The organism is uncultured Phyllobacterium sp., assembly GCF_902479695.1.
In the GTDB taxonomy this organism is placed as follows: Bacteria; Pseudomonadota; Alphaproteobacteria; order Rhizobiales; family Rhizobiaceae; genus Phyllobacterium; species Phyllobacterium calauticae.
In genome coordinates this window covers 141042-154304 of sequence record NZ_CABSQF010000001.1, presented here as the reverse complement: position 1 = coordinate 154304, position 13263 = coordinate 141042, and the positions used below count along the sequence as shown (strand labels likewise).

The following is a 13263-nucleotide window of genomic DNA, read 5'->3' as shown; positions in this document are numbered from 1 at the left end:
TGCCGCCTTTGCGGCGTGTGTTCCCGGGAGAAAAAGTGCCTCTCTTTTGCCGCTTTCGCAAATTCATTAATCAGAAGGGCGCTATCGGTTTTTCCGATATCATCGCGTACGGCCGCTGCGTAGCGCTTCGGCGATGCCGACAAAGTCACGCGCCGCCTGCGGTAGGCTGGATCCCTTGCGCCAGACCATGCCTACCTGCACCACCGGGAGCGCGCCGGAAACGTCACGGCTTTCGATGCGGTCGCCTTCCAGCGACCAGGGGCGGTAGACCAGATCGGGCAATAGCGCGATGCCCGCGCCAGTTGCCACGAGGCTGCGGACGGCTTCAACGGACCGGGTACGGAAAGCGACGTGCGGACGGGCGCCCAGTGCTGTCAGCAGCTTGCCGGTGTTTTCCTCGATTTCATCGACCGTCAGCATGATCAGCGGTTCCCTGACGATGTCATTGATGGAAATGATATCGGCGCTGACCAGGGGATGGCCAAGCGGCAGCCAGAGCCGGTAGGGCGAGGTCTCGATGATTTCCGCCTGCAGGGCCATGCGGTCGCGCAGGTTGGAAATGACCATGACGGCGACATCCAGCTCGCCGCCGATCAGCAGGTGTTCGAGATAAGAGCCATTGTCCTCGATGGCGCTGACCTCCACTCCCGGGCACGCACGGCGATAGCGGGCGAGCAGATCGGACAGGACATAACCGGCGACGAGCGAGGTGACGCCCAATTGCAGCTTGCCGGCATCGGTCGGTCTGTCCTCGGAGAAGGAGCGGCGTGCGTCGGAAACGTCGGCCAGTATCTTGGTGGCATGGCGCAGGAACTGATGGCCGTTATAGGTGATGTGCAAGCCGCGTGGGTGGCGTTCGAACAGCTCGACGCCCAGATCGGTTTCAAGTTCCTTGATGGCTTCGGTGATGGACGACTGCGAAATCGACAGGTTCTGCGCGGCGCGGGTGATCGAGCCCTGTTCCGCGACCGCGACGAAATATTGCAATTGCCGGAGTGTGAATGCCATGCACGGATTAATACCGGCAAAGCGGAGCATGGCAAGCGGTCTGACGCGGGACGACCCATGCGCGCCAGACCGCCCGTTTCTATCAAACGAGCTTTATGATGTGCGGCAGTTGGGCGCCCGCCACCACATTGCCATCGGCCGCAAAAAGATGGGCCTTGGCCGGATCAAAAAAGGCCTCCAGCCTTTCTCCAACTGCCACCTGTCCATCAAGAACAACCGTAATGGTTTGTCCGTTCGCTGCGGTCGCGTAGACCACGGTTTGACCGCCCAGGCTCTCGACCAGCACAACTTTCAACGGACCGAGCGCGGCACCGGTATTGGGGTCGATGGTGATATGTTCAGGGCGGATACCCAGTGTCATCGGGATGTCCGGCCGCCCGCCCGCTGCTGATCCAGTTGCGTCAGCATCTACCTCGATCTCTGCGGCGGAGATCTGCAGGAAGTTCATTTTCGGCGAGCCGATGAAGCCGGCGACAAACAGGTTGCGCGGATGATTGTACAGATCAAGGGGTGCACCGACCTGTTCGATCCTGCCGTCGCGCAAGACAACGATCTTGTCCGCCATGGTCATCGCCTCGACCTGGTCATGGGTGACGTAGATCGTCGTGTTACCCAATCGCTGCTGGAGTTTGGCGATCTCCACGCGCATCTGTACGCGCAGTTCCGCATCCAGGTTTGAGAGAGGTTCGTCGAACAGGAAGATTTTCGGTTCGCGCACAATGGCGCGGCCAATGGCAACACGCTGACGCTGCCCGCCGGAGAGCTGCTTCGGCTTGCGGTTCAACAGCGGTTCAATTTGCAGAATCTCAGCGGCCCGCTGAACCCGTTTTGCTATTTCAGCCCGCGGCAGCCGCGCGGTTTCGAGACCAAAAGCAAGGTTCTTGTAGACGCTCATATGGGGGTAGAGCGCGTATGACTGAAAAACCATCGCAATTCCCCGCTCTGACGGCGTGACAGCATTCATGCGCTCGCCGTCAATCAGCAGGTCCCCGTCGCTGATGGCTTCAAGACCTGCAATCATCCGCAGCAATGTCGACTTGCCGCAACCGGACGGACCGACGAAGACGGTGAATTCGCCGGGATCGATCGTCAGGTTGACGCCGTGGATGACCTGAAGATTACCGTAGCTCTTTACAACATTCTGGAGCTCAACTGCGGTTGCCATGCGGGACCTCATCAGTCTGACGGAATGCGGCGGGAACCCAGCTTTCATAGTTCGGGTGGTCGTTCGGAATTGGCAACTCCACATCCTGGTGCGTCAGTGATGAATAGTAGAATGCGGTGACCAGTTCGAGTGCCCTGCGTGAATCGGCGCTTGTCACCGGAAGCGCGCTATCATTTTCAAGCGCATCGAAGAACCGCGCCATTTGTGTCTGGAAGCGCGACGGAACATGCTTCCAGTCTTTGAGCAGGGCGTCGATCTTGTCCTTCGTTGCCTGATCCCGTGGCAGGATAACCCAGGGTTTTGCGCCGGGGTTATAGGCCTCGTGGTCGCTTTCGAACGTCACGTGCTCGAAGGTGAGACGGATACGGGTGATTTCATCGGCAGAGCCCAGGGTGGCGGTGAAGCTGGCAAGCGCGCCATTGGTCAGTTCGATCGAGGCGGTGACGCAGTCCTCCACCTCGATCTTGTTGACCCTGGTGGCGACCCGGCCAAACAGACGTTTGATGTCGCCCATCAGATAATTGAACAGATCGTGCTGGTGAATGGCGTGTGTCATCAACACACCGCCGAGTTCCGTTGCCCATTTGCCGCGCCATGGCACCTCGTAGTAGTCCGGTCCGCGCGTCCAGAATGTTTCGACGGAACCGATGAAGGGTTTTCCGGCGATGCCGGCGTCGATAATGGCCTTTGCCTGCTCGATCCCATCACCAAAGCGGTACTGGAACACTGGCATCAGGCGGCCCTTGGACAATTTCTCCTGGGCGATAACCTGATCCACCTCGGATAGCGACCCGACGAGTGGCTTCTCGCAGATGACGTGTTTTCCTGCCTTCAGCGCCTTCATGACCATCGGGAAGTGCAGTTTCGGCGGCGTGCAGATATCGATGATATCCAGATCGTCCATGGTCAGCAGGTCGTCGAAATCAGTGATCCGGCGCTCGACGGAGAATTCATCCGCAAGCGCGTGCATTTTTTCCTCGTCTATGTCGCAGATGGCGAGGAGTCTGAATTTGTCGGCATTGGGGACATAGCCCTCGACAATATGGCTTCTGCCGATACCGCATCCGACGACGGCGACTGTTCTGAGGCGTGTCATTGTTTCCACTCCGTACCGCGCTCGGCCAGTTGCTGAGCGGTCAAGGCAAGTTTCATGGCGTTGAAGCATCGTTCCTGCGGCATTGCCGTTTCGGTCCGGTTGCGCACGTCTTCAAGGAATTGCCGGCCAAAAGGCAGATCGACGGCCGTACAGTCCAGGTGCTGGATACCATCCGCATTGACCAGGAAAAGGTGGTCTGTTCCAGGACGTCCATTGATGTCGATATATTTGCGAAGCTCGATATATCCTTCCGTGCCGAGAATGGTCAGGCGACCGTCGCCCCAGGTGGGAAGTCCCTGCGGCGTGAACCAGTCAACGCGGACATAGCCGGATGTGCGTTCTGTCTTCATATGGACGTCGCCGATGTCCTGCAGGCCGGGTTGACCTGCATTGGCCCGGTTGGCAACGGTGGCCGAAATGATCTCTCCGTCAATCGCATTGGAAAAGAACAGAAACTGTTCAAACTGGTGGCTGGCGATATCGCAGAGAATTCCACCGTATTGTGCTCTGTCAAAGAACCAGTCAGGCCGGTGGTTGTTGCGGATGGCGTGGGGCCCGAGACCGACGGTGTTGATAACCTCGCCAATCGCTCCTTGAGCGACAAGGCTGCCCGCTTTGACCGTGGCCGGCACCTCAAAATGCTCGGAATACAGGACGCTGTATATTCGCCCGGTGGCCTTCTGGACCGCGCGAATGTCCGACAGCTGTTCAAAGCTTGTCATTCCCGGCTTGTCCGAGAGGACATCCTTGCCGTGCTGCATCGCGGTAATCGATATCGCGGCGCGCTCGGCGGGAATTGCGGCTGTCGTTATGATCTGGATGGATGGATCGTCGAAAATCGTGCGCGGATCGGCAACGCGTATGGCTTCCGGAAATTTGCTGGAAAATGCGGCGGCAAGATCATCTTCCCGTGCATGGAAGGCGACGAGCCGTGCGCCTGCTCGTTTCAGGCACTCGACCTGGCCATAGATATGGCTGTGATTGATGCCAATGGCTGCAAAATTCAGATGGGACATGGCTTATCGTTTCATTCCTGTGGTTGCTATGCCTTCGATCAGAAGGCGCTGGAAGAAGAGGAAAAAGGCGAAGATCGGCACTAGGGACAGAACCGACATCGCAAAGAGGCTGCCGTAGTCGGAAACGCCGGTTGAGTCCGTGAAGGTGCGAAGCCCCAGCATCACGGTATATTGCCGCATATCGCTGAGATAGATCAGGGGGCCGACGAAATCGTCCCAGGTCCAGATGAAGGTGAAGATTGCCGCGGTCGCCAGCACCGGCGTTGAAAGCGGCAGGATAATCTTCCAGTAAATCCGCCAGGGCGAACAGCCATCCATCATGGCAGCCTCGTCCAACTCCTTCGGCAGCCCGCGGAAGAACTGCACCATCAGAAAGATGAAGAATGCGTCGGCCGCGAGAAACTTCGGGACAACCAGCGGCAGGATGGTGTTCACCCAGTCGAGGTGCCGGAACAGCACATATTGCGGGATGAGCGTGACCTGATAGGGCAGCATCATCGTCATCAGCATGAGGGCGAACCAGAAGCTGCGCCCCCGGAATTCCAACCGGGCAAAGGCATAAGCCGCCATGGAGCAACTGAGCACGTTGCCCGCCACTGACAAGAGCGCAATAACGAGTGAGTTCTTGAAGAAGGTCTCGAAACCGACCTTCAGTCCGTTCCATCCGCGGACGTAGGCATCAAAATGACAGGATGACGGCCAGATGCTGACCGATGTGAAGATCTCCTGTTCAGGACGGCACGAGGCCGCCAGCATCCACAGAAGCGGATAGAGCATCACCACGCAGGCGATGATCAGGACGATATGCGTTGCGCCCAATGTTAGATATTTTCGCGCGTTCTGTGACGTCTCTGCCGATACAGCCGGTTGCTTCGCGGTATCAGTCATAGTGCACCCAATACTTCGCTGTGAGGAAGGCAAAGGCGGTGAAGATCGCCACGAGCGCAAGAAGAACCCAGGCAAGTGCCGAGGCATAGCCCATGCGGAAGAAGCCGAATGCCTCCTGATAGAGGTAAAGCGTATAGAACAGGGTCGAGTTGATCGGATTGCCGGTGCCGCCGGAGATAATGAAGGCCGGAGTAAAGTTCTTGAATGCTTCTATGGTCTGAATGATCGCGTTGAAGAAAACCACCGGGGACAGCAGGGGCAGGGTGATCTTGATGAACTGTCGCCAGCGTCCGGCACCATCAAGGCTGGCAGCCTCATACACATCCGCAGGAATTTGCCGCAGGCCGGCGAGAAAAATGATCATCGGTGAGCCAAACTGCCAAACCGACAGGATGATAAGCGTCCACAGCGAATAGGAGGGATTGGATATCCAGCTTGGCCCGGCGATTCCGAAGAGCGCCAGAAATTTGTTGACCAGCCCGTTCCCCGCAAAAATCTGCCGCCACAGTATGGCGATTGCCACGCTGGCTCCTAGAAGCGACGGCAGGTAGAACAGGGCGCGGTAGATCGGCAAGCCTTTCATGCCGCGGTTGAGCAGCAGGGCTACGGTCAGAGCCGCGATCAGTTTCAAGGGCACGGACAGGACGACGAAGAACAGTGTGACACGCATGGACGTCATGAATTTCGGATCGGTCGTGAACATGCGGATATAATTGCTAGCGCCGACCCATTTGGGATCGGTCAGCAGGTCGAAGTTTGTGAATGACAGATAGAAGGACCAGATCATCGGCCCGACCGACAGGCCGAAGAAACCGATGAACCAGGGAGCCAGGAACAGATAACCGTAGCGCTCCCTGGAGCCAAAACCGCGTGAGAGCTCTCCTGTCGCTGCCCGCCGGTTTGCGCGGGCAGCTGGATTAGAGGCGGTGATATCCATGATCAGCCCCTGCTCAGCAGATCATTGGCAAGTGCGACAAATTCAGGTCCGGCATTTTCGGGTGTCTTGGTCCCGAATGCGACTTCCTGGCTGAGGGTTCTGAGGACAGAGAGTTCGATTTCTCCAGCAGCTTTGGGCGGTGACGGAGGAATTGGTCCAAGCAGGTCGCCGAGATTGGTGACGAAGTCGAGTGCCATTCGGCTGTTTTCGTTGAGGGTTGACGCAATAGCTTCGCGCGCGGCAGCCGAACAGGGGATACCACGCTCTGTACCGAGCAGCTTGGCGGCATCGGGGTCGCTGACGAAAAAGCTGATGAACTTGGCCGCTGCCGCCTTTTGCTTGGATGAACCGGCGACGGAGAACAGCATGGCGGGTTTCCGGTAGTGGCCGCCGCCCATGGTTGCCGCGACGCGCGGATAACCGCACAGTACGAGCTTGTCTTTGACGAGCGCCTGCAGGGCGACAAGCTGGTTGGAATTTGCAGGAAACATCGCAGCCTTACCGGTCACAAGCATCGAGGTCTCGAGCGAGCCCGTGTCAAGCGCCTGGTCTTCCGCGGTCACGCAAATTCCGGCCTCGCGCAGCTCGGTCCACAGTTTGAACCACTGAACAATGTCGTCGGCATCAAATGCAAGTTTACCGTCTGCGGTGTAGAGCGCCTTGCCACGCTGCCGCAGCCAATTCTCGAGAACTGGCTCCAGTCCGGATGTATCCGCAATCGCCCTGATACCGCCGCGTATATTGGCTTTCTTGAACGCCGCGCCAACGTCGCGAAGACTGTCATAGGTGAGGGCGTTTGTCGGGACTGCAATGCCTGCTTCCTTGAAAGCATCCGTATTGATCATTGTGGCGCATGAATTGGCACCCAGACTGATGCCATACAATTTTCCGCCGACCGAGCCACCCGCAAGCTGATCCTTGTCGAATTGACCGAGATTGAGTGCGTTGCCGATGAACTCGTCGAGCGGCGCAATCGCTTGACGCGCGGCGTACTCGACGATGTAGCGGTAATCCATCTGCAGCACATCCGGCGCGTTGCCGCCGGCGGTTTGCGTGGCCAGTTTTGGCCAGTAGTCGTTCCATGACAGGAACTCGCTTTGAATGCTGCCCCCCTCTCTCTTTCCGTAAAGGTCGGCGGCTGCGTTGGTGACTTGGGCTCGCGTCTGACTTCCCCAGAAAATAAGACGCAGATTGCTGCCTTCTGCAAAGGCCATCCGGCTTCCCATGGCTCCCATTGCCAGCAGTGCGCTTGTCGCCTTGAGAAAATGACGCCTGTCGATTTGTCCGTTCATAGTGCCTCCCACTGAAACGAGCCGGCATCGGTCTCCTCACCGGATGACGGCATGCAACAGTAACAGTTCAACAGACTATGGAAAAATACGAAATTGACATCGTATTATAGATAAAATCTATATCGTGAAGTAGCGTTGACGCCGGAAGCAAACGAACGGGCAGCCATCTGCCAGGCTTTGTAGGAGAGCAAATGTCATGGACAAGGTACTCCAGCAGTTTCTTGCTATTGCGGAAGCCGGCACCATCAGCGGGGCGGCAACCACATTGTTCGTGACCCAGCCCACGCTGACGTTCAACATGAAAAAGCTGGAAGATAGCCTTGGCGTGCCGCTGTTTGTGCGCACATCACGCGGCATTACCCTCACCAGCTACGGCGAGACGTTGTACGAGAACACCCGCGTCATGCGCCGCCTCTACGACAATACGATTGCGTCCATCGAGGAGCAGCGCGCACGCCGCGAACAGGGTCTGAATATCGGCACCGGCTATTCCTGGTGGTCACTTTTTCTCAAGGACCTCATCCTCGATTATCGCCAGAAAAATCCAAATGCGCCGATTTACGTGAGCATCGGCAATCAATTGCGCTGCATGGATCAACTGCTCTCCGGCGATACCTCACTTTTCATCGGCCATGAGGTGAAGGGCATGGCGCGGGATACGGGGACGACCTTCCTCCCGCTGACACAGGTGCATAATGGCTATTTTGTCCGGGCGGATCATCCTTTGCTCGGCAAACCGCGAAAACTGGCCGAATTGGAGGAATATCCGGCTGTGGTGAGCAGCTCTCCGGAAACAAGGCACCTGAGGCTCTTTGGCTATAATGTCAGGGAACGGGCGGACATCGCTTCCAATGCCTACAAGTTTGCGTTCGCCTCCAACTCACTGGCGGCTTGCCTTGATTACATCAAGGAGACCGATGCTGTCTTCCGTCACTCGGCAGTGATGTCACACACGTTCAGGCAACGGGACGTCTATCCCGTCATTATCGAAGACGAGAATGTGCTCGAGCGGTTCAATGTGGGAATTTATGTCCTTCACGAGCGGATGGAGGACATGTTTGTCAGCCGGTTGATCGACGATATAAAAGTTGCAGCCGCTCGGGTAGTACCGGCGGGGTGACGGTACAGTGCCTTCGTCCATCAAAGCGGTGAGCGCAGCCTTGATCGGTGCTGCGCTCCACCACCATGGATTACCGTTCGATCTTGCGGTTCCAGCGGTTGTTCCATTCGGGCCGGTTCTTGTTGATTGCGTCCCAATCCACAACCCTAGCATTGCTCATGTAAGCCTGAAAGGCAGTCAGCTTTTCTTCGCCCCCGGTCGTTCCTGCATGGGTTTTGACGTTTGAAGGGACGATGTTCCCCTTGTCCAACGCCTTGGCTTGCGCCTCGGCAGAGAGAAGATATTGGGCCAGTTTCTGGCTGAGTTCCGGTTCGCTGTTGTTTGCGATCACACATTCGGAGACCGTCAGCACAACTGATCCTTCCTTTGGCTGGGCATATTCAACCGGAATACCCTTCTCCTTCAGATTGTTGACGGCAGTCGGCGTGAGCGGAAAGATCGCAGCGTCGCCGGTCTGGACCATTTCCGAAATTTTTGCCGAACTGGAGATATATTCCAGGACATTCTTGCCAACCGTATCCGCGAATTTCTCGAATCCCGGTTCGACATTGTTCTCATTGCCGCCCTGGATGCGGTTGAACATCAGAAACGCATGGAGACCAAACGTCGAGACGGAAGCCGACTGGAAGACCACCTTGCCCTTGAATTTTGGATCGGCAAGGTCCATCCATGATGTGGGTGCGCTCCAGCCATTCTGGTCAAACATTTGCTTGTTGTAGGCAAGGCCCGTCATGCCCATGTCGATGCCGACAGCCATGTCGTCCTTCATGCGTGCCCCGGGCGTGACGTCGTCTAGAACCGGTGACGGCCGCAGTTTCTGGCAAAGTCCGGTACCGATTGCCCGAACCATGACGCCGTCGTCCAGAAACATGACATGCATCTGCGGGTTATCTTTCGCTGCCGTCGCTTTGGCGAGAATATCGGCGGATGTTCCGGGCACGACGACGATCTTGACGTCATTGGCCTTTTCGAATTCAGGAAAAACGTCCTGGGTGAATGTGCGTTCGTAATTTCCGCCATTCATTCCCACGTAGAGCGTTTTCGTTTCAGCCTGAGCGTGCGAGGCGGTTAATCCTGCGACTGTCAGAGCGATCGTGGATACCAGGCAATTATTCAACTGTTTCATTGTGAGTTCCCTTTTTCTCGTTGTGTTGTGAAGACATGTTTCTGAAGCGTTCGATCGAAAAGGCGTCGATTGGCGTTACTGTTTCGCCTGATGTGACGAGGTCACACAGGACGGCACCAACCGCCGGTGCCACCTGAAAACCGGCGCCACAAAAGCCGAATGCATGGAAAAGGCCCGGTGTCGTGCCGCTTGGGCCAATGACTGGATTGTTGTCGGGAAGTTGGCCTTCCGTACCCGACCAGAAACGGATCACGTGCGCGCCGGCAAGGTGCGGGAAAAGTGCGGTGGCCCGTTTCATGACGGATTGCGCAGCCGTGGTGGACGGACGGGAAAAATCAGGATCGGCAAGGGCATAGCCACGCCCGCCGCCCATGATATAGTTTCCGCGTGTCACCTGCCGGCAGTAGAAACCGCCGCCTTCCTCTCCGAGGCTGACGGGCAACCGCGGTGCAAGCGGCTCGGTCACGACCATTGAGGGATATATGCGAGAGAGCGGCACGGGCTCGGCGAAGTCGGCGGCAATTTTGTTGGCCCATGCCCCGGCACTGTTGATGAGGAAGCGGCAGGTTATTTCGCAGTCCGCGCCCGCCTGAAGGGCAAACCCGTCATTTGCGCGCACCGCCGCATGGACAGCGGTCTGTTCAAGGACAATCGCCCCGGCATCTCGTGCTGCCTTGGCGAAGGCTGGCGATACCAGCCGGGGATTGGCCTGTCCGTCGTCCGGACACAGCGAAGCGCCGGCGATGTTTCCGGACAGCCATGGAAAACGGGCTTTTGCCATCGCGCCAGTGTACAGCTCGAGATCAAGACCAAAGGATTTTACGGTTTCTGCATAGTGTTCGAGCTTTGCGAAGTCCTCCGGCGTGCGTGCGAGTTTCAGATGCCCGCTGCGCTGGTATTCTCCATCGATCCCGATCAACTCCTTCAATCTCGGCCAGATCTGGTGGGCGCGTTGTGAGAGCGGGAGCTGAGCTGCGGAGCGGCCTTGACGCCGCACGCCACCATAGTTGACGCCGCTTGCCTGCGCCCCGCAAAAGCCCTTGTCGATGAGGATGACCGACAGGCCAGCCAAGCGCAGCGCAAGGGCGGCGGAACTGCCGACCAGGCCGCCGCCTATTATGGCAACGTCTGCAGAGAGACGCCGGGTCATGCGCCGCCCTCATGCAAAGAAAGCGGTAGTGGCTTGACCGGCGCCTGCGCCCGCAAGCGTCCGATTTCCGTTAGAGTGAGCTTTTGCGTGGATGAAAGAACTTCCGCCAAAGCCGCGCTGCACATGCGGCCCTGACAGCGGCCCATACCCGCGCGGCTCAGCGCTTTCAGCCGGTTGAGCTCACGAAGGTCATTTCCATGCAGCGTGTCGACAACGGAGGAAACGGTGATTTCCTCGCAACGGCAGAGTTTAGTCTCGCCCGGAACCTGTTCAAACCAGTTTTCCGGGAACGGGAATGCTTTTTCGAGAGCATCCCTCAGTTTGACTTTCCGCCGGCGCGCTCCCGCAAGCACAGACATTCGCCCGGGATCAGCCGGTGCTCCGGAATCCTGAATCAGGGCGAGGGCGGCGAGTTCGCCTGAAATCTCCGCGGCATCGGCACCGGCAATGCCGCTGCCATCACCGGCGAGGTAAACGCCCTTGCGGTTCGTGCGGCCGGTCTCATCCGTTACCGGCAACCACGTACGATCCCTGTCATCAAAGCGGAATGAACAGCCCGCAAGGTCTGCCAATTGTGTTTCGGGACGAAGCGCGAAACCGTATGCAACTGCGTCACACGCTATGGAATGTGTCTTTGCTCCGGATTTAAAACTCAGCCCCTCGACATGTTGAGAGCCGTCCACACCCGTTGGACGAACGTTGTAGCGAATCTTTACGCCGCGGCGAACGAGCCTTGCCGCGTAGGACATCCCGATGAGCACGAGACGCGGATCGAACCGGAATGCGGAGAGAAGATTGAGCTTGGCAGTGAACGGAGCTGTGTCGAGTACAGCGGCCACGTTGGCGCCGGCCTTCAGATATTGCCAGGCAACAAGGTAGAGAAGCGGGCCTGATCCGAGAAAGACGACCTTTTTGCCGATGGTGCAGCCCTGTGCTTTCAGTGCGGTCTGGGCTGCGCCCAACGTATAGACGCCCGGCAAAGTCCAGCCGGGAAAAGGCAGCACGCGGTCGGTGGCGCCAGTCGAAAGGATCAGATTTTGAAAGCTGATCTGCTGATGATCTCCATTGGCCATAAGGTGGAGCTGATTGTCCGCAATATTCCAGACCAGTGTCTGCGGCCGGTAATCGATGGACGGGAGCAGGGCATCGAATTCACGGTGCAGTCTGGTGGCCTTGGCCGCTTCCGAGCCATAGAGATCTGTGGCACTACGACCGTCATCGAGGAGCGGACGGCGATAGATCTGACCACCGGCACGCAAACCTTCATCGATCACGATCGGGCGCAACCCTGCGGCGACAAGCGTTTTTGCGGCGCAGATTCCTGCGGGCCCGGCTCCGACAACCACCGCGGGTGACGTATCATTCATTGCCGGATTCTCTTGTTATGAATGCCATCTGCGCCTCGAGAGGCGTGGTGCACGCCCGCACCCGCATTCCGCAGGCAAGGGTCACGAAGCAATCCTGACACGCTCCGATAAGACAGAACCCTGCACGCGGTTCACTGGTGAACTCGCTCTGGCGCAGGCGGTCTGTTACGGACATGATGGCCACGAGAACCGTGTCGCCGCGCCGTCCGGAATATGCAATGCCATCGATCGTGAATGGGATGGGCGCTTCATCGCGTCTGAAGTGACGCTGAAACTGCGACCGGGAATGATGTGCCGCCATCAGCCTTTTCCAACCAGCAGTTGATCAAGCCCGAACAACCTGTCGAGAATGATCATGGTGATGCCCGTCAGGGCGATCATCAGGGTCGAGACGGCAGCCATCATTGGATCAATCGATTCGCTCGCATACATGTACATGCGCACCGGCAGGGTGATGGTTGATGGTGCAGTCACGAAGATCGACATGGTCAGTTCGTCAAAGCTGTTGATGAAGGCGAGCAGCCATCCGCCACTGATGCCGGGCAGGAGCATCGGAAAGGTAATCCGCCGGAACACGGTCCACTCACCGGCGCCAAGCGTACGCGCCGCCATTTCAGCGCTGAGGTCCATGCCGTTCAGGGCGGCCAATATCAGGCGGAGGGCGTAGGGCATGATCACCATCACGTGGGCAGCCACGAGCCAGCCGAAAGAACCGGTTGCGCCGATGAACGAAAAGAGCCGCAGGAAGGCCACGCCAATCACCAGATGCGGAATGATGAGCGGCGACAGAAACAGGGCATTGAGTGCGTCCCGGCCTTTGAATGAATATCGGGTGATGGCGAGCGCTGACGGTACTGCGAGTGTCGTGGAGATGGTTGCCGAGAATAAAGCCAGACGCGCACTGTTCCAAAATGAGGCGACGAAGTCGGGATGATGGAAGACCGCCGAAAACCACCGCAGAGACACGCCATCCCATGGCAGGGAAAGCGTGTTCTGGGGCGTGAAGGCGACGAGGCAGACCACAATCAGGGGTGCCAGCACGAAGAGGACAATCAGGCTGTGGAATGCGAGGGCAAAGAGACCGTTCTTCTGCATGGC

Annotated in this window: 13 protein-coding genes; 1 reads left to right on the top strand and 12 read right to left on the bottom strand. The window is 57.7% G+C overall.

Annotated elements, in window-relative coordinates; translation table 11 throughout:
* Positions 1-99: 99 nt before the first annotated feature.
* The 7 genes from RDL77_RS00710 to RDL77_RS00680 form a co-directional block, all read right to left on the bottom strand.
* Positions 100-1008 carry a LysR family transcriptional regulator gene (locus RDL77_RS00710; RefSeq protein ID WP_288191432.1) on the bottom strand — a complete coding sequence of 303 codons (909 nt, stop codon included), beginning with the start codon at positions 1006-1008 and terminating at the stop codon, positions 100-102.
* Between the two features lie 82 nt (positions 1009-1090).
* Positions 1091-2173 carry an ABC transporter ATP-binding protein gene (locus tag RDL77_RS00705; protein WP_288191431.1) on the bottom strand — a complete coding sequence of 361 codons (1083 nt, stop codon included), beginning with the start codon at positions 2171-2173 and terminating at the stop codon, positions 1091-1093.
* On the bottom strand, positions 2157-3269 hold the full coding sequence (locus RDL77_RS00700) for a Gfo/Idh/MocA family protein (protein ID WP_223614293.1): 1113 nt from the start codon (positions 3267-3269) through the stop codon (positions 2157-2159). The genes RDL77_RS00705 and RDL77_RS00700 overlap by 17 nt, the downstream gene beginning before the upstream one ends.
* Entirely contained in the window at positions 3266-4285 is a 1020-nt protein-coding gene (locus tag RDL77_RS00695) for a Gfo/Idh/MocA family protein (protein WP_288191430.1), read from the bottom strand. The genes RDL77_RS00700 and RDL77_RS00695 overlap by 4 nt, the downstream gene beginning before the upstream one ends.
* 3 nt (positions 4286-4288) lie before the next feature.
* Entirely contained in the window at positions 4289-5062 is a 774-nt protein-coding gene (locus RDL77_RS00690) for a carbohydrate ABC transporter permease (RefSeq protein ID WP_374042633.1), read from the bottom strand.
* Positions 5063-5165: 103 nt separating this feature from the next.
* Positions 5166-6110 carry a carbohydrate ABC transporter permease gene (locus RDL77_RS00685; protein WP_223614290.1) on the bottom strand — a complete coding sequence of 315 codons (945 nt, stop codon included), beginning with the start codon at positions 6108-6110 and terminating at the stop codon, positions 5166-5168.
* A gap of 2 nt (positions 6111-6112) precedes the next feature.
* Positions 6113-7402 carry an ABC transporter substrate-binding protein gene (locus tag RDL77_RS00680; RefSeq protein ID WP_288191427.1) on the bottom strand — a complete coding sequence of 430 codons (1290 nt, stop codon included), beginning with the start codon at positions 7400-7402 and terminating at the stop codon, positions 6113-6115.
* Positions 7403-7598: 196 nt separating this feature from the next.
* Between RDL77_RS00680 and RDL77_RS00675 the strand changes: the two genes are divergently transcribed.
* Positions 7599-8522, top strand: coding sequence for a LysR family transcriptional regulator (locus RDL77_RS00675; RefSeq protein ID WP_223614288.1), 924 nt, complete (start codon positions 7599-7601; stop codon positions 8520-8522).
* A 70-nt stretch (positions 8523-8592) separates the two neighbouring features.
* Here the strand turns inward: RDL77_RS00675 and RDL77_RS00670 are convergent, their stop codons facing one another.
* From RDL77_RS00670 to RDL77_RS00650, 5 genes are read right to left on the bottom strand one after another with little or no spacing between them, the layout of a single operon-like run.
* Entirely contained in the window at positions 8593-9648 is a 1056-nt protein-coding gene (locus RDL77_RS00670; protein ID WP_288191424.1) for an ABC transporter substrate-binding protein, read from the bottom strand.
* Positions 9632-10798, bottom strand: a complete 1167-nt coding sequence (locus RDL77_RS00665; RefSeq protein WP_288191423.1) for an FAD-binding oxidoreductase — start codon at positions 10796-10798, stop codon at positions 9632-9634. Before RDL77_RS00665 ends, RDL77_RS00670 begins: the two co-directional genes overlap by 17 nt.
* Entirely contained in the window at positions 10795-12165 is a 1371-nt protein-coding gene (locus tag RDL77_RS00660) for an NAD(P)/FAD-dependent oxidoreductase (RefSeq protein WP_288191421.1), read from the bottom strand. The genes RDL77_RS00665 and RDL77_RS00660 overlap by 4 nt, the downstream gene beginning before the upstream one ends.
* On the bottom strand, positions 12158-12466 hold the full coding sequence (locus RDL77_RS00655) for a (2Fe-2S)-binding protein (RefSeq protein WP_223614284.1): 309 nt from the start codon (positions 12464-12466) through the stop codon (positions 12158-12160). Before RDL77_RS00655 ends, RDL77_RS00660 begins: the two co-directional genes overlap by 8 nt.
* Positions 12466-13260 carry an ABC transporter permease gene (locus tag RDL77_RS00650; RefSeq protein WP_223614283.1) on the bottom strand — a complete coding sequence of 265 codons (795 nt, stop codon included), beginning with the start codon at positions 13258-13260 and terminating at the stop codon, positions 12466-12468. The genes RDL77_RS00655 and RDL77_RS00650 overlap by 1 nt, the downstream gene beginning before the upstream one ends.
* Positions 13261-13263 lie beyond the last annotated feature (3 nt).